This is a genomic window from Bradyrhizobium frederickii, from assembly GCF_004570865.1.
In the GTDB taxonomy this organism is placed as follows: Bacteria; Pseudomonadota; Alphaproteobacteria; order Rhizobiales; family Xanthobacteraceae; genus Bradyrhizobium; species Bradyrhizobium frederickii.
In genome coordinates, this window is the sequence record NZ_SPQS01000002.1 from 93824 (window position 1) to 111074 (window position 17251).

The window sequence follows — 17251 nt, forward strand, 5'->3', positions numbered from 1 at the left end:
TCAACCTTGCAGAAAGAGTTCATCGTCATGCTGTTTCACGTCGAAATGGAGGTGCGGATCCCGCACGATCTGCCGACTGAGCGAGCCGACGCGCTGAAGCAGGCGGAGCGTGTCCGCGCCGTGGAGCTGCAGCGCACAGGGGCCTGGCGCCATTTGTGGCGGGTGGCCGGACGCTACGCCAATGTCAGCATATTCGACGTCTCGGGCGCGCAAGAATTGCACGACATCCTGTGCAGCCTGCCGCTGTTTCCATTCATGGAGATTCGGGTCGCGCCGCTGTGCCGGCACCCGTCGTCGATCCGGGACGACGACCGTTAGCAGCGCTGCCGGCGCCGTTGCTCCAAACTAACATTACAGTTGCATTTTTTGTCTGAGGTGGGCTCGTCTGGCATAAGAGGTATGGTCAAATAGCGAATTGCAACCACTCCGAGAAGGTTCGGAATAAGGGCTCGAAAATGTCGACTAAAAGCCATCTGGACGAACTGAGCCCCTACGCCGCACGGCCGTGGCGGGCCCTCTATGAAGCTAACCAGGAAGGCGGAGTGCCAAAAGCCTCGAATATCGTCTCGATCTTCAAGAAGTCGGTTCGGTCAGCAGCGGCGCAGCCCGCTGTCATCTATTTCGATCAGAAAATCTCCTACGCCGAACTCGACGCATCGAGTGATGCGTTTGCAACGGCACTCGCGGACGAAGGCTTCGGTCAAGGTGACCGGCTCGCGCTATATCTTCAAAATACTCCTGCGTTTGTCATCGCTGCGCTCGCGGCCTGGAAGCTGGGCGGGATCGTTGTCACCGTCAATCCGATGAACACCGCCCGCGAACTGGCGCTTATCCTCGATGACAGCCTGCCCAAGGCACTTGTCTGCCAAGACGAGCTATATCGCGATGCCGTCAGTGGCCTCCAGCGCACGTTGCCCGCACTCTTCACGACATCTGCGTTCGATTTTCAATCGCGGAACGATCGTCGCATACTCGGCGGCCTGTCCAGGGGGAAGGTAGCGTCGAATTTGATTCAGCTTATCGAAGCCAGAAAGGGACGATCCGCTACGATCATTGAACCTGCGGCATCCGACCTAGCCATGTTGGTTTACACCTCCGGAACGACAGGCGTTCCCAAGGGCTCGATGAACACGCATGGCGGTGCCGTGATAACGGCGGAAAGCATTGCACGCTGGATGCATGTCGAAACGGGCACACCGGTCCTTGGCGTCGCTCCACTTTTTCATATCACGGGATTGATCGCAGGTCTCGCGCTGGCGCTCGTTCGCGCGGCGCCACTCATCTTGACCTATCGCTTTCATCCCAATGTGACTGCGGACGCGATAGAGGAGCATGGCGCTGGCGTCGCGTTTTGCGCCATCACGGCTCTGATGGCCATGTTGAACGAAGGCACCGTGCGCGCCGACCAGTTGAAGAGCCTCACTACGATATGTTCGGGAGGCGCACCGGTTCCTGCGCAGGTGCTGAGGGACTTCAAGGCCAAGTTTGGGCACTACATCTATCACGGCTATGGCATGACCGAGACCAATGGGCCGGTCATTCTTGTGCCTGCGGATCGCGAGGCACCGATCGACGAATTGACGGGAACACTGTCCATCGGTGTTCCGACGCCGCATACACAGGCCTGGATCGCCGACGAGAACGGCGCTCCCGCTGCCATCGGCGAGCAAGGGGAGATCATCATCAACGGGTCATCATTGTCCGCTGGATACTGGAACAATCCGGAGGATACCGCAAAGACGATGCAGCCGGATGGGCTGCGCAGCGGAGACATTGGTTTTATGGATGCGAATGGTTGGTTCTACCTCGTAGATCGCAAGAAGGACATGATCAACGCGGGCGGGTACAAGGTCTGGCCGCGAGAGGTGGAAGACGTGCTCTATACTCATCCCGCGGTCCGCGAGGTCGCTGTGGTCGGCGCCCCCGACTCCTACCGCGGCGAGACCGTGAGGGCGGTCATTAGCCTCAAGCACGGCCAGCACGCCACGATGGACGAACTGCAGGAGTTCTGCCGCCAGCGAATGGCCGCATACAAATATCCGCGGATAATCGAGATCGTGGAAGAGCTGCCGAAGAACTCGAGCGGCAAGATATTGCGCAGGGCGTTGCGGGATGCGTTCAGCGCCGGCCAAGCCGCGCCGGCACCGAAGATTGGATGAGATGCACAGTCATTTTGACAAAGCCGACGCTGGTCACGCGACTTCCTACAACGCCGTGGCATGGGTCGACCGCAACGTTGAGCTTGGCAGAGGTGACAAGATCGCGTTCATCGACGTCGCGCCCACGGCTGGAGCTCGCTCTCAAGAATCACGTGAAAGCGACGGTTGGGCCTTGGAAATATCCGCGATGGATTGAGATCGTTGATGAGTTTTCCGTGACCGTATGTGAGACAGGCCAGCCGAGCCATACGTTACTTCAAATTGCGGAGCTTCGTACCTTCCAAGTGGGTTGATCGGGCGGCTGATTGGGTCGCCGCGCCAAGCGCCGTCACAGGCGAAACGGTTGCGCTCGTCCCCAGCGGCGGCATCGGGAGTTCTGCTCCAGCGAATGGCTGCATACAAATATCCGCGGATCTCGAGCGGATAACTTTTGATCATTCGACGGATCTTGAGATCGACCACACGCTTGGCATGCCGTTCTCTGGCGAGGCGCATGGCGCGCTGCACCGAAGCTTGGTTGTCGCGGCGGCGCGAGACGAGGCCACGAGCTCAAGCTCTGCAAGTTGGCGCTTCAGGTCGAACTCGGTCCCCTCATGGAATCGGTGGAGCATCGACGTCATCCACCAGGAGAAGTGCTGAGCGCGCCACACGCGCCGAGGCGCGGTGCGCCAATAGGCATCCAAAAAGTCGGTCGACCGATTATCGTAGTACGACGCCAGCGCCCGAGCGAGGACGTGCGCGGCCAGATTCAAGCCCTTGGCGCCGGTTGGGGCGCGGCAAGCCGGTCCGCTAGGTGGAGGGCGAGTTCAAGATGCAATCGATTTTGCTTGAGCGGACGTCCAAGGAGTGTCTCCGCGCGATCGAGACGATAGCGAATCGTATTGTGATGGAGGCCGAGGCAGGCGCCGGCTGCGCGGAGATTGCTGTTGGCATCAAAGAATCCTTTGAGTGTGGCCCGCAAGCGACGTGCTTCGATTGTCTCGTCTGCCAAAGGCCCAAGCTTGTCGGCTATGAACGCGCGGCAGTACGCGGGATCGCTCCCGCAAAGAGCTGCAAGCTCCACGTGGTCAAAGTGAGTCACGGTCCCGGCAGGATAACCTGCAAGACGTGCGACTCGAAGTGCGTCGCAGGCTTCTCTGTGGCTGCGGCGGAATCCGATGATCCCGACGGCTGGCCGACCCTGACCGACAAGTACCGCAGCTTGCGGTGGACGAGCTTCACGCCCGACTTGTGCTGGGATCCAGCACCAAACCGTGTCGATGTCGGGACGGACTAGCAGTGGCTTTGCTTGGCTCAACGAGCCGGCAATTTCATGTGCGGTCGAATCGAGAGGCGTTTGATCCCCGCTTTGATGTCGGTGCAAAACGAGCGCAACATGATGCCCTGCAAGGTTATAGCTCAGGCGCAGGCCTGCATCGCGCATATTGACATCGTCTTCGGCCAAAACACGCTGGACGAAGGCCGCCCACGCCAGCGAGCCCTCCCGCGCAACGCGCTCGGCTTCATCTCTATACTCGGCACTCAGCCGGTGAGTGATCAGATCTAACCAGCCGATCAAGAATGTCGTCCCATAACTAACAACCGAGACGGCAGTAGACGTATCGCGGCAATGCTGCTCGACAGCATCGGACCAGCGCTTGCACCAATAGATCAGTCCCACTCGGTAAGCCCGCATAATTGCGTCATAGCTGAAGTTGTGCTGGACCATGGCGCGCGTGGACTGCACCACTTCGGCGGGGGGAGCGATCTGTTCGAATGGGACTGAATTGATTAGCGCGTGCAAAATCGCCTTGCTGTTGGCGTGGCAGCTCGCCCGCGCGAGGTCGATCATGCCGCCCTGGGGGATTTCTGGCATCGCCGCCAGAATGTGGGAAAGGGTCCCGTCACCAATCGAGGGCAATTCGGGCACCAACGCCGTGGCGATACGGCGAACGGTTGCGAGGATCAATTTTTCCGAAGAACGTGCCATAGGTCGAGCATATCGCCAAATGGTCAATTTTGCTCCAGAAATTTGAGCGTTTAGCCGAAGACAGCCGATGTCGGTCGGGTCCAAGCTCTGTGCTGGCAACGCAGGAAAACCTGGGGCCGCTTCAGATGGAGGATACGCTGATGGGATCGCATTACGATGTCGTTGTGGTCGGCGCAGGTTTTGCCGGTTTGTACGCAGTGCACAAAATGCGCGACGAGCTTGGGCTGGATGTTCAAGCCTTCGAGGCGGCCGGAGGAGTGGGCGGTACATGGTGGTGGAACCGGTATCCCGGTGCCCGCTGCGATTTCGAATCGATCCACTACAGCTACTCCTTTTCCGAAGAGATACAGCGCGAATGGGAGTGGTCGGAGCGCTTTGCCGGGCAGCCGGAAATCTTGGCCTATCTGGAATGGGTAGCTGACAAGCTGGATGTCCGCCGCGCATTTCGTTTCAATACGCGCGTGACGTCGACAACGTGGGATGACAAGGCCGCGCGTTGGATAATCTGCACCGATGACGGAGCCACCTGCACGGCACGCTTTGTGGTGTCTTGTGTCGGCGGCCTTTCTGTCGCGAAAGAGCCGGAGTTTCCGGGTTCAGAGACATTCAGGGGCGAACTCTACCGGACGAGTAGTTGGCCGCACGAGCCCGTGGACCTCACTGGCAAGCGGGTTGCGGTGATCGGCACGGGCTCGACAGGCATCCAGGTTATCCAGGAGATTGCGAACGAAGCGGCGGAGCTGACCGTGTTTCAGCGGACGCCCAATTTCGCCGCTCCCCTCGGCAATGAAGCCGTCGATCTGGCGCAACGGCGATGGAATGCAGAGCATCACGCCGAGCTGCGAGCGGGCTCGCGCCAACATATGATCGGCGTGCCCTACGACCCGCCCAGCGGTCCTGCACTTGCAGCGACGCCGGATGAGCGGCGCAGGATCTGCGACAAGTATTGGGACCGCGGCGGGTTTCGCCTGCTCGTCTCGACATTCAGCGATGTGATTTTCAACCAACAGGCCAACGAAACGATCGCAGAATATATCCGCGAACGTATCCGTGTGCGTGTGAAGGATCCTGCGACGGCAGCGTTGCTTTGTCCTACGGACCATCCCTACGCGTCGAAGCGTCCGCCGTTCGAGACCGGTTATTACGAGGCCTACAACCTCCCGCATGTTCATCTTGTCGACGTGCGCTCCGCGCCGATAGAGGCGATCACGCCAACCGGTGTCCGCACGTCGTCGAAATCCTACGAATTCGATGTGATCATCCTCGCAACTGGATTCGATGTCTTCACACGGCCGCTGTTGAATCTCGGGCTGAGGGGGCGCGATGGTCTGAAGCTCGAAGACAGATGGGCGAACGGCCCCACGAGCTATCTGGGTGTCCAGATCGCCGGATTTCCAAATCTGTTCGTCATCAACGGCCCGAAGAGTGCGGTCGCGCTCTATAACGTTCCATTGGCGACCGAGGACAACGTCAACTTTGTTGCTGCGGCTCTCGCTCGCGCCATAGCGGATAAGACCGCGACATTTGAGGCAACTTACGAGGCTGAAGAAGCCTGGGGCCGCCTGTGCGAAGGCATTCTCAACCTGACCGTCATCCCGCATTCCAAGGGCTCCTGGTACATGGGCGAGAACATCCCGGGCAAGGCGAGGGCGGCGTATTTCTTTGCGGGTGGCGCGCCCTTGTACCGGGCGATCTGTGCCGAGATCGCGCATGTGGGCTATGGCGGATTTGCCCTTGACCGTGTCTCGGCGCCTATTCCCCCAATGGTCAGACTCGATCCCGCCGCGGCGCTCCTCCTGGGCTCAATGCTGGCCCGCGGGATGAAGCCTCTTGATGAGCTCAATCTGGATGAAGTACGAGCGGTGGCCGAGTCCCTGAGGGAGCTGCAGCTGCCAGGACCCGCAATGCGAGTCGAAACCGTCGAGGCGCCTCGCGCGCGAATCTACATCCCCGACCGCGCGGGCCCTCTACCGGTGATCGTATTCTATCATGGAGGTGGCTGGATCTCCGGGTCGCTCGATTTGGCCGACGCTCCCTGCAGACGGCTCGCCGACGAAAATGGAGCAATCGTCGTTTCCGCGCACTATCGGCTCGCGCCCGAACATTCGTTCCCGGCTGCAACCGATGATACATTCGCTGCGCTAAGCTGGGTCTGGCAGCACGTTAGCGCATACGGCGGCGATCCTGGCCGGATCGTGGTCATGGGTGAGAGCGCCGGCGCGAATCTGGCCGCAGTCGCCGCGATCCGCGCACGCGATGCCGGCATTCCGCTGGCGGGGCAGGTGCTGATCTATCCTCCGATCGATCCGGAGGCATCCACGGCATCCCGCACTGAATTCGCTGATGGACCCTTCTTTACTCGGGCCATCGGCGAGAAGATGTGGGGCGCTTACCTCGGTGGCGCCGAACTGACCGCGCTCGCCGCGCCCTCGCGGGCTTCCTCCCTGGCCGGACTGGCACCCGCGCTGGTCCTGACGCTCGAGCTCGATATGAGCCGTGACGAGGCTGAGGACTATGCCGGTGCTCTGGCTTCGGCAGGGGTTCCTGTCCGGTTGCATCGGTTCGATGGACTCTTCCACGGTGTGTTCAACATGAGTGCGTTCATCCCGCGGGTTCGAGAAATGTACGTGTCGATCGGCGAGTTTGTGGCCACTTGCAAAGAGCAGATAACCGAAGCCGCGTAGTAGACCTTAGATGACGGGAAGCGATGCCGCAGCGCTAGCCGGCTAGTATGTCAATGCGAAGAAAATCCCCGAGTCAACCCAGGCTCGAACACCTAAGCATGATATGCGCGATTCACAGCATGCGGGAATAGCCAGCGTTTCAGGGCCATGAAACACAAGAACTTAGCAGCCGAACATTCTGCTACCTGCCGTCGCATTCTGGACGCTGCGACCAGACTGTATCGGCTGATGGGTCATAGGAAGACATCGGTGGCCGATATTGCGCGCGAATGTTCGATGTCGCCGGCAAACGTCTATCGGTTCTTCAGCTCGAAGCAAGCGATGAACGATGCTGTTGCAGACAGGTTGTTTGCGGAGGTGATCGCTCTTGCGACTGAAGCCTCCGTAACCCCGCGTACTCCCGCCGAGCGACTAAGGGCGACGCTGGCGGCTATCGAGAAGCGCCATGCGGATCGCTTCCTCAACGAAAAACATCTCCATGAACTAATGGTGATTTCGGTACGAGAGGACTGGTTGGTTAGCCGTTCCTTCACTGAGCGGATCGAGTCCATCGTGGCCGACATCGTCTCGGAAGGGATAGCACGGCACCAGTTTCAAGGTGGAGATAGTATAATCATTGGGCGATGTCTTCTTGTAACTACGGCCGTGTTTTGCGATCCGCGCCTAGTCGCTACGACGGGAGGTTTTCATCGACCAAATCTAGAGCAGATCATGGACTTCGCAATTGGAGCACTTCGTGGAGGCAGCATTGCTCACTGCACGGGCGATAAGCTCCATGCCTCCAGAGAGCCGGTTTGCGCCGGGTCGACACCGCCTGTGCGATAGTCACTTCCCTCAGATGCTTGTGAAAAGAAGTGGCCCGGCAGTGTGTAAATAAGCTCGAGATTCTCCGACGGCGACGTTCGCCGCAAATGAGCGCACCCATCCTCGGGGTCGATAGCGATATATCGACGCCGGCGAGGGTTGATGCGGGTCAACAACAACAGCGGGGACTATGTAATTCACGCATGAAAACAGGGTGCATGCTGACCGATCCAGTTGGGATGGGTCGGGTTTACCCCGTGTTTCGAAAGCGAGAATTTAGCCCCCGCTCAAGCCGCTGTTACGGGCTGGCCGCTCTCGGCTGCCTTGCGTCAAAATCGCAGCTGGATGGTCATAGACCCGCGGGCTCATGCGACGAGCCGCGGCACCCCATCGCACGCTTCCTCTTGCTGCAACGGCAGAACGACCTCAAAGGTTGCGCCAAATCCGTCCTTCCCAGAAGCTGATATCCAACCACCGTGAGCTTCCACGATCGAACGGCAGATCGACAGCCCCATGCCAAGGCCAGCCGACTTAGTGGTAAAGAATGGATTGAACAAGCGCTCGGCGACTTCGGGGCGTATTCCTATGCCGCAATCAGTCACCGCTACGACCACTCGGCCACTGTCGTTCTGGCTCGATCGGATCACTAGCTCGCGCGAACAGTCCTCGACTGAATCCATAGCATCAATTCCGTTCATGACCAAGTTGATCATCACCTGTTGCAGTTGGATGCGATCACGAAAGATTTTGGGTAGATTAGGCGCAAGATTCGTTCGAACCGACACGGCGTGGCTGCTCAGCTCGCGATGAACTAGCGCTATGGTGTCCCTTGCAAGGTCATTGACGTCGAGCGAGACCTTCTCAAAATCTGTCTTTTTTGCGAGCGCTCGGACCCGAAGGATCACTTCACTCGCCCGTTTGCCATCGTCGATAATCCATTCTACCGAGCGTCGCGCCGCTTCCAGATCGGGAGGATCGTGTTGAAGCCATCTGATACAGGCGTCGGCATTTGCGATCACTCCGGCCAGGGGCTGATTTATTTCGTGGGCGATGGAGGCAGTCAGTTCACCCAACGTCGTCACCCGCGTGACATGTGCGAGCTCAGCCTTTACCTCGCGCAGCTCCTGTTCAGCCTGCTTAGCGCGAACAGCCGATGAGACATCGGCGGCGCCGCCGCGGTAGCCGAGGAATTTACCGCTCCCATCGAAAATCGGCTTGCCGCTGGCCTGGACGTAGAACGACGCGCCAATCTCATTTGAGGTGCGGTAGACGAAGTCGCGAAAGGGAAGATGCGCGTCAATCGTCGCCCGAAATTGTCGCCATTTTTCGGGTTCCGATTCGAAGTCGGCGGCGAACTCCCAGGGAACTTGGCCAATCAGGCGTGAGGACACAATGCCGATCGCATTGGCGGGGTCGGTTACGCGTGTCATCCGGTGGTCTGGACCGGACTCCCAGAACCAGTCGGAAGCCGTTTCGGCGTAGTCGCGGAAGCGCTGCTCGCTCTCGCGAAGCTCCTGCTCCACCACTTTTGTAGCCGTGATATCTGTCACCGCCCCGACGAATTCGATGTTGCCAGATGCGTCTCGTACAGCTCGAGCTAACGAATGGAGATGTTTCACAGAACCGTCCGGCAACAGCAATCGGTATTCGTGATCATAGTCCTCTTCGTCGTCAGAAGCCTGTTCGAGAATCCTTTGCACGGCCGCGCGGTCTTCTGGATGCGTACGCTGGAGAACGAACTGCATCGTCGGTTTCGTCGCCGCATCACATTGAAAGATTCGAAAGGTCTCCCTTGACCAGAGGATTTCACCGCTAGCAACCTTCCACCCGAAGCTACCCGTCCGGCTCAGCTCCTGAGCTTGAGCCAAGTAGGCCTCGCTCTGATGCAGAGCATCTCCGGTCTGCTTCTCGCCACGCTGTGCCTTCGCTCCGGTCTCAAGCAGCCTGTCCTGCTGGAGGACATATCGGTTCAAACCAACTGCAACTACAGACGCGAGAGAGAAAATGACTAACGTCAAGATAGCTGCATTGAAGAAGTAGGCCAGTCCCACGACAGACAGGATGACGGCAATCGACGCCGCCAAGCTGCCCATCAACGAGAGCAACAGGACTACGATCAAATAGGCAAATGCAGTCGAGGTCAGGTCGACGTTGAGAAAAAAAGCGCCGAAGCTCAGCGTTGCCAGCGCAACAGTGCCGAGGAGGAGTTGCGCGGGCAAACCCAAGGAGCTCGTGGTCTGACTATACCTCATTGCAGACCTTCCCGGCTATCCGGCCTAGGAAGTAAAGCACTTTAGAACCAGGTCGGCAATCCACCTCCGACCAGCAAGACACGTAAATGGGGCAGCGGTTTATATTCTCAATTCGTCATGAATAAGCTCGCTCCAGCTCTTGGAGCCTAACGCTTTCACCCTTGCGATATTGGGCAGGTGTGGTGTTCAGAATATTCGAAATCCGGCCAAGATGGCTTTGGTCGGAGAACCCACTCGCGAGGGCGATCTCCTTTAGTGGGAGGCGGTTTTCGCGAGGTGCCGACATGTCAGGGCCACTATTTTCTTCAGCAGGTACCGTATTGCGCGCGAAACTTGCGGGCAAATTGAACCGGGCTGCACCTGCAGCCCGCCGCTAGGTCTTCGAGTGAATACGGGCACTCCGGAGGGAGTGATCATTGGAATGCCAAAGGAGAAGCGGGTCTGGCTGAGGGCCGGCGATAGGATCATCAGCCGAATTGAGAAGCTTGGCACACTGAAGTTTGATTTAGCGTAGGAGCCATTCTCAGGGGTTGCGGCGGGATGCGTGCATTTCGCCGTCCATAGGCGTTTGTGACCGCGTAGAGCGGTTGCCACGTACGGCCTGACCATGCATGTCGCATGGGGAGGACCTTCGACGCCCGTTTTTCAAGGGGCTGCGCGAGGATCTATGCAGGAGGCGTCGGCATTTGCTGGCGGCGCTGCTAAGGCGGCTTCCCCCGGGCTTTGTTTGCCGCGGACCATCGCCTCTCGATTTCTTTAACTGCGACCTTCATGCTGGGCAGGTACTTCTTCGCGGCGGCTTCGGGCGTCATCGACGACGAGAAAAAGATCAGATTGATGCTGCCGAGCACGGGACCCCCGGCATGGATGGCGAGCGCGATGGCGCTGATGCCGGCCTCTGATCCACCGACCGACGAGGCGTATCCGTCCTCCTTCATCTGCGATAGGATTTCGTTGATGAAGCGACGATCTTTCGCCAGGCCTGCGTCTTCCTCGACAAGTGAGGCCGTCAGCTCGAGCATCTCGCGGCGCAGCGCAGGCGTCGAGGCGGCCAGGATGGCCTTGCCTAGGGCGCTCCGGACCAAGGATCTTCTGCGGCCCACCATCGAGCGGTGAACCGAGAAGGGGCTGAAGGGATGCGTGCTCTCCCGGATGAGGACCGAGCCGAGTTCGAAGACCCCGAAGTCGCTTGGCCACGAAACCTCGTCGAGCAGGCCGAACATCGCCGGCAGCGCCGCCTGGCTTGATAGGTCGCGTGAAGAAACGCCTTCGCTCAGGGTGCGCACTTGGGGCGTCAAACCGAACAAAGCGTTCGTTTCGTCAAAAGTTACGTAACCGTCTTCGCGCAGCGTATCGAGCAAGCGATAGCAGGTCGTTCGGTTCAGACCGGTCCTCTTCGCGAGCTGCACAACGTTGGACGGGCCGCTCGCATTGAGTTCATTGATCAGCGCCAACCCTCGGGAAAGTGCCCTGACGTTGCGGTGCATGATTCCTCCGGGCGGTGTTCGCAGTACGAACATTTCACAGACTCAGATGGAATCATAGTTCAATCGGCGGCAATCCATCGCCCGCACGCCCAAACAGGCGGCGACGGGAGGAAACGATGGTCCATTCAAGCCTTTATTTGTCCGCGGCCGTGTGTCTGGCCTTGGCGGTGCCAGCGGTGGCGCAGACCGCCGGCGGCACTCAGAAACTCAGCGATGGCAAGGTCAAGATCGGCGTTCTGACCGACATCGCCGGTCCGACGTCCATGGCGAACGGCAAGGGCTCGGTCGTCGCCGCCCAGATGGCCGCCGAAGACTTCGGCGCCGGCCTGAACGTCGAGGTGATCTCGGCCGACCATTCCGGCAAGCCCGATATCGGGTCCCAGATCGCCGGCCGCTGGTTCGACGTGGAAGGCGTCGATGCCGTTGCGGACATGCAGGGCTCGCCGATCGGCTTCGCCGTGCAGAACATGGCCGCGCAGAAGAGCAAGATCATGCTGCTCTCGGGATCGACCTCGTCGGACTTCAACGGCAAGGCCTGTTCGCCGCTCACGGTCCAGTGGACGGTCGATACCTACAATCTCGCAAAGGGCGCAGCCAAGTCCGTGATCGAGGCGGGTGGAACCAAGTGGTACTTCCTGACCGTCGATCAGGCCTACGGCAATGTGCTTACGCGCGATACGTCAGAGCAAGTCAAGCTCAACGGCGGCCAGGTGGTGGGCAACTCCGTGTTTCCGCCGAACACGTCCGACTTTGCATCCTTTCTGCTGACCGCCTCCAGCGCCGGCGCCAACGTCATCGCGATCGCGGCTTCCAGCGGCGACACCGTGACGGCGATGAAGCAGGCCGATGAATTTGGGCTGAGCGCGAAAGCGAAGATCGTGCCGCTGCAATCGGTGCTGACGGACGTGCACGCAGTGGGCCTGAAGATCGCGCATGACGCCTACGAAGTCTCCCCGTTCTATTGGGACCGGACGCCCGAAACGCGCGCTTGGGCGGAGAAATTCTTCGCGAAGGCGAAGCAAATGCCGACCGGCTTCCATGCCGGCGTCTATTCGTCCGTCGCGCACTACCTGAAGGCGGTCAAGGCGACGGGCACCGACGACGCACCGGCCGTGATGAAGCAGATGGAAAAGGAGCGGGTACACGACTTCTTCGCGGCTGACGGCTACATTCGCGCAGATCGCAAGATGATCCACGACATGTACCTGCTCCAGGTGAAGAAGCCCGGAGAGAACAAGGGCGATTGGGACCTCTACAACGTCGTGCAGACGTTGCCTGGAGAATCCGTCAACCGCCCGCTTTCCGAAAGTCCATGCCCGCTGGTGAAGAAGTAGGCCGCCGCGGCCATCGTTCGACAGATCAACTCGGCGTTCGAAGGAATTCGACCATGTCAGTCGCCATCGTCTGCGCTTCCCATACTCCCCTGATGTACAAGGGGCCTGCCAGCAATGAGACCGAGCAACGCGTCCGAACCGCGTTCGGACGTCTAGGAAGCTTCGTGAAGGAGTTCGCGCCGGACTACATCGTCCAGTTTGCGCCCGATCACTTCAACGGCTTCTTCTACGACCTGATGCCCTCGTTCTGCATCGGAGCGGGAGCCGTGTCCCTGGGCGACTGGGGAGGCGGGACTGGCCCGCTGGACGTTCCGGAGAAGACGGCGCTCGAACTCATCGACCACCTGCGGGCCGAGGATTTCGACGTCGCGGTGTCCTACCGCATGCCTGTCGATCACGGCTTCGTCCAGTTGTGGGAAGCGATGTTCGGGGACTTCAAGTCCATCCCGATCTTGCCGATCTTCGTGAACGCCGCCGCGCCGCCGGTCCCAACCTATCGCCGCGCTCGCCAACTCGGTGAATCCGTTGGCCGCTTCGCGATGCGCTCCAGCAAGCGGGTGCTGTTTGCCGCGTCCGGCGGTCTCTCGCACGATCCACCGCTCCCATCGATCAAGGATGCGCCGCCCGAAATCCGCGAGCGGCTGATCAACGGCCGGAATCCGACGGCCGAGGCCAAGGAAGCCCGCGAGAAGCGCGTGCTCGAGGCAGGTGTTCTTGCCGAGGCGGGCAAGGGCCCGTGCCAGCCGCTTAATCCGAAGTGGGACGCTGAGTTCATGGACATCCTCCGTAGCGGCCAGATCTGGCGTGCCGACGCGCTCGATACCGGCAAGGTCTGCGAAGTCGCTGGACGCGGCGCAAACGAGGTCCTCGCATGGGTCGCCGCCTTCGGCGCCTTCTCCACGGGCGGTCACTTCAAGATGGACCAGGAATTCTACGAAGCGATTCCGGGCTGGATCGCCGGCATGGCGATGATGGCGGCCAGGCAGGCCGACGGCGCTCATTGATCGACTAACCCCGCGCGAATGCGGAAGCATCGCGGAGCAGGCAAATGGCATACGAAACGGACGTGCTCATCATCGGCGCCGGCCCCACGGGCTCGACGACCGCCCTGGCGCTCGCCAATTGCGGCGTTCGCAGCCACATCGTATCGCGCGGCAACTGGATGGCCGACAGTCCGCGCGCCCACATCACGAACCAGCGCGCCAACGAAGTCTTCCGCGATCTCGGGATCGCGGAAGACGTGGCCCGGTACGCGAGCCCCTGGGAGCTCATGGGCGACACGACCTTCACAACCAGCCTGGCCGGCTCCGAGCTGATCCGGATGCGGACGTGGGGGACCGGCGACGATCGCCGCGGCGACTATCTGCGCGCAAGCCCCTGCGGCATGGTCGACATCATCCAACCGCTGCTCGAGCCAATTCTGTTCCAGAAGGCGGCCGAGAAGGGCGCGACCTTCGCGTTCAATACCGAGTACGTCCGGCATGAGCAGGATGCGGACGGTGTGACGGCCACGCTGCGCGATCGGCTCGACGGGCGAGAGTTCACCGTCCGCGCGCGGTACATGGTCGGCGCGGACGGCGCGCGCTCGATGGTGGTGGACCATCTGGGACTGCCGATCGAAGGCCAGATGGCGCGCGCAGGCACCGTCTACACCGTCTTCAACTGTGACCTGACCAGATACAGCAAACATCGGCCGAGCATCCTGAACTGGATCGTGACGCCGGATGCGAGCTTCGGCGAGATCGGAATGGGCCTGCTGCGGGCCGTGCATCCGTGGACCCAGTGGATCGCCGGTTGGGGTTTCGACATCAGCAAAGGCGAGCCGGACTTATCTCCGGAAGCGATCATTCCGAAGATAAAGGTTCTGATCGGCGACCCGTCCGTCGACATCGACATCGTGCGCACATCGATCTGGTACGTGAACCAGGCCTACGTGACCCAGTATTCGAAGGGCAGGGTGCACTGCGGCGGCGATGCGGTCCACCGGCACCCGCCGTCGAGCGGATTGGGAAACAACACCTGCGTCCAGGACGCCCATAACCTCGGTTGGAAGCTCGCCTACTCGGTGAAAGGGTGGGCCGGTCCGAAGCTGCTGGAAAGCTACTCGCAGGAGCGGGTGCCTGTCGGAAAGCAGATCGTGTTGCGGGCGAACCAATCTCGGCTCGATTACGCCCCGCTGAACGCATGCTTCAGGGTGCCAGGCGCGGAGAATCCGGTTGCTGCCGGCATCGCTCGCTTTCGGGATCCGGGTCCAGATGGCGTAGCCGCCCGGAAGGCGGCGCAGGCGGCGCTGGACCTGAAGCAAACGGAGTTCAATGCCCAGGGCACCGAGATGAACCAGCGGTACGAATCCTCGGCCGTAATTCCTGACGTCGATGCCAAGCCGGAGGAGTGGCGGCGAGATCGCGGCCTCTACAATCAACCGACGTCGCGCCCGGGTGCCAAGATCCCGCATGCATGGCTGGTCGACCGTGATGGCTTGCGCGTGTCGACGCTCGACGTGACCGGAAAGGGCCTGTTCACCGTCGTGACCGGCCTCGCCGGCGGGGTGTGGAAGGAAGCGGCGCTGCGCCTCGATCTGCCATTCCTCCGCGTCGTGGTGACGGGCTCGCCAAATACGCAGGACCTCTATTGCGAGTGGCAGCGCATTCGCGAGATCGAGGAGGCCGGAGTTTTGCTTGTTCGCCCGGATGGCGTGGTCGCCTGGCGCGACGTGGAGGGGACGTCCGACGCAAGCGTGGCTCTCGACCGGCTCAGCGCAGCCATCCGGAAGGTCCTCGATCTTCCGGACCTCTCGGCCATCCCGCGCGAGAAACCATCCTCTCCGTCGAAGCCCAGCGGCACGCCGCTTTTCGTCTGATACGACAACGAACGAGATTCAGCTATGAGCGACAAAAGACCAGAGAATTTTTCCAGCGTCTGGGCCGATCTAAGGGGCGTTTCCTTCAAACAGCACTACATCGACGCCGGCGGAATCCGGACCCGCTGTATCGAGTCGGGCGATCCGTCCAAGCCGCTTGTCCTCGCGCTGCACGGCGTCGGCGGCCATGCCGAGGCATACTCAAGAAACTTCGGTCCGCACGCCGATCACTTCTGGTTCGTAGCCATCGACATGCTGGGCCACGGTTGGACCGACAAGCCGGTGCTCGACTACCAGGTCAAGGACTACGCCAATCACGTCCTTGCCGTCCTCAAGACGCTCGGCAGGGACAAGGCAATGATCAGCGGTGAATCGTTGGGCGGTTGGGTTGCGACCTATCTGGCCGTGCATCATCCCGCTGCGGTCGAGAAGCTTGTCCTCAACACCGCCGGCGGCTGGACGGCGCACCCCCAGGTGATGGAGCGGTTGAAAAGGCTATCCAATGAGGCCGCGTCAGACCCCTCCTGGGAGCGGATCAAGGCGCGTCTCGAATTCCTGATGTGCGACAAGAGCATGGTTTCGGACGATCTTATCGAGACCCGCCGCGCGATCTACGCGCAGCCCGGATTCGGCGACACGATGAAGCGGATCATGTGCCTGCAGGAGATGGAAATCCGCCGGCCCAACATGATCACCGCCGACCAATACCGGTCGATCAAGGCGCCAACGATGGTCGTATGGACCTCGCACGATCCGACCGCGACGCCCGAGGAGGGGAAGCAGATCGCAGACATGATTCCGGGCTCGAAATTCGTGGTCATGAACCGCTGCGGCCACTGGCCCCAGTTCGAGGACGCCGAGCAGTTCAATCGGCTCCACATCGAATTCCTCCGGACCGGCAATTAAGGATCGTTTAGATGAACCAGCAAGCCAAGCACAGCGAACTCGCCGCTCAGATCCGCGCCGCTTACGCCGGTACTCCGATCGCGCCGATCCGGCCGCAGTTGGCGGACCTCGACGTCGATGGGGCCTATGCCATCCAGCAGGAGAACACCGCGCACTGGGAGAAGGAAGGTCGGCGCGTAGTCGGAAGCAAGATCGGGCTGACATCGCGAGTGGTGCAGAAGCAGCTCGGGGTCGATCGTCCCGACTTCGGAGTTCTCTTCGCTGACATGATCGTAGGCGAGGACGAGCCTGTCGCTGCGGGGCGTGTTCTTCAGCCGAAGATCGAGGCGGAAGTGGCTTTCCTTCTTGATCGGGACGTCGAGGTCGAGGTGCCCACGGTGGCCGACGTGCTGCGCGCGGTGGCCTACGCGATGCCCGCCCTCGAGATCGTCGGCAGCCGCATCACCAATTGGGACATCGGCATCGTCGATACCGTCGCCGACAACGCGTCGTCGGGTCTCTTCGTCCTCGGAGGGCCTGTGCGTCGGCTTGATGGCTTGGATCTCCGTGCCCTCCAGATGCAGATGACGAGGAAGGACGAGGTCGTCTCGAAGGGGACCGGCGCGTCCTGTCTCGGCAATCCGCTCAACGCGATGGCCTGGCTTGCCGGCGAACTGGCCCGCCGCAAGCGACCGCTGCGCGCCGGCGACGTCGTGCTCTCCGGAGCGCTCGGCCCGATGGTCGCGGTGAACCCGGGCGACGCGTTCGAGGCCAACATCGCGGGGCTTGGCACCGTCTCGGCGCGGTTCGCTTAACC

13 protein-coding genes are annotated in these 17251 nt (G+C 60.6%); 9 read left to right on the forward strand and 4 right to left on the reverse strand.

Annotated features, from left to right (window positions below; genetic code table 11):
- Positions 1-27: 27 nt before the first annotated feature.
- On the forward strand, positions 28-318 hold the full coding sequence (gene catC, locus E4K64_RS03275) for a muconolactone Delta-isomerase (protein ID WP_135162154.1): 291 nt from the start codon (positions 28-30) through the stop codon (positions 316-318).
- A gap of 137 nt (positions 319-455) precedes the next feature.
- Positions 456-2159, forward strand: a complete 1704-nt coding sequence (locus tag E4K64_RS03280; protein WP_209311935.1) for a class I adenylate-forming enzyme family protein — start codon at positions 456-458, stop codon at positions 2157-2159.
- A 141-nt stretch (positions 2160-2300) separates the two neighbouring features.
- On the opposite strand, the gene E4K64_RS03285 is transcribed toward E4K64_RS03280, so the two are convergent.
- Both E4K64_RS03285 and E4K64_RS03295 read right to left on the reverse strand, forming a co-directional pair.
- Positions 2301-2654 carry a hypothetical protein gene (locus E4K64_RS03285; protein WP_135162155.1) on the reverse strand — a complete coding sequence of 118 codons (354 nt, stop codon included), beginning with the start codon at positions 2652-2654 and terminating at the stop codon, positions 2301-2303.
- Positions 2655-2907: 253 nt separating this feature from the next.
- Positions 2908-4155: a PucR family transcriptional regulator gene (locus tag E4K64_RS03295; RefSeq protein WP_167771786.1), complete on the reverse strand. Its 1248-nt coding sequence runs from the start codon at positions 4153-4155 to the stop codon at positions 2908-2910.
- 113 nt (positions 4156-4268) lie between these two features.
- On the opposite strand from E4K64_RS03295, the gene E4K64_RS03300 reads away from it, so the two are divergent.
- Together E4K64_RS03300 and E4K64_RS03305 are read left to right on the forward strand one after the other, a co-directional pair.
- Positions 4269-6812 carry a flavin-containing monooxygenase gene (locus E4K64_RS03300; RefSeq protein WP_209311936.1) on the forward strand — a complete coding sequence of 848 codons (2544 nt, stop codon included), beginning with the start codon at positions 4269-4271 and terminating at the stop codon, positions 6810-6812.
- Between the two features lie 147 nt (positions 6813-6959).
- On the forward strand, positions 6960-7637 hold the full coding sequence (locus tag E4K64_RS03305) for a TetR/AcrR family transcriptional regulator (protein WP_135162157.1): 678 nt from the start codon (positions 6960-6962) through the stop codon (positions 7635-7637).
- A 344-nt stretch (positions 7638-7981) separates the two neighbouring features.
- Here E4K64_RS03305 and E4K64_RS03310 read toward each other — a convergent pair whose 3' ends face one another.
- Together E4K64_RS03310 and E4K64_RS03320 are read right to left on the reverse strand one after the other, a co-directional pair.
- Entirely contained in the window at positions 7982-9841 is a 1860-nt protein-coding gene (locus tag E4K64_RS03310; RefSeq protein WP_235884524.1) for an ATP-binding protein, read from the reverse strand.
- A 728-nt stretch (positions 9842-10569) separates the two neighbouring features.
- The gene (locus tag E4K64_RS03320) at positions 10570-11355 is read right to left on the reverse strand and encodes an IclR family transcriptional regulator domain-containing protein (protein WP_167771787.1); all 786 of its coding nucleotides are present in this window, start codon (positions 11353-11355) and stop codon (positions 10570-10572) included.
- 116 nt (positions 11356-11471) lie between these two features.
- Here E4K64_RS03320 and E4K64_RS03325 point away from each other — a divergent pair, with 116 nt between their 5' ends.
- Genes E4K64_RS03325 through E4K64_RS03345 form a run of 5 tightly spaced genes read left to right on the forward strand, consistent with a single transcriptional unit; the run spans position 11472 to position 17249 of the window.
- Positions 11472-12689 carry an ABC transporter substrate-binding protein gene (locus E4K64_RS03325; RefSeq protein ID WP_135162160.1) on the forward strand — a complete coding sequence of 406 codons (1218 nt, stop codon included), beginning with the start codon at positions 11472-11474 and terminating at the stop codon, positions 12687-12689.
- Positions 12690-12742: 53 nt separating this feature from the next.
- Complete coding sequence (locus E4K64_RS03330) at positions 12743-13693, forward strand: 3-carboxyethylcatechol 2,3-dioxygenase (protein WP_135162161.1); 951 nt, start codon at positions 12743-12745, stop codon at positions 13691-13693.
- A 44-nt stretch (positions 13694-13737) separates the two neighbouring features.
- The gene (locus tag E4K64_RS03335; protein WP_135162162.1) at positions 13738-15549 is read left to right on the forward strand and encodes an FAD-dependent monooxygenase; all 1812 of its coding nucleotides are present in this window, start codon (positions 13738-13740) and stop codon (positions 15547-15549) included.
- A gap of 24 nt (positions 15550-15573) precedes the next feature.
- Positions 15574-16455: an alpha/beta fold hydrolase gene (locus E4K64_RS03340; RefSeq protein WP_135162163.1), complete on the forward strand. Its 882-nt coding sequence runs from the start codon at positions 15574-15576 to the stop codon at positions 16453-16455.
- A gap of 11 nt (positions 16456-16466) precedes the next feature.
- Positions 16467-17249, forward strand: a complete 783-nt coding sequence (locus E4K64_RS03345; RefSeq protein ID WP_135162164.1) for a 2-keto-4-pentenoate hydratase — start codon at positions 16467-16469, stop codon at positions 17247-17249.
- Positions 17250-17251: the final 2 nt, after the last annotated feature.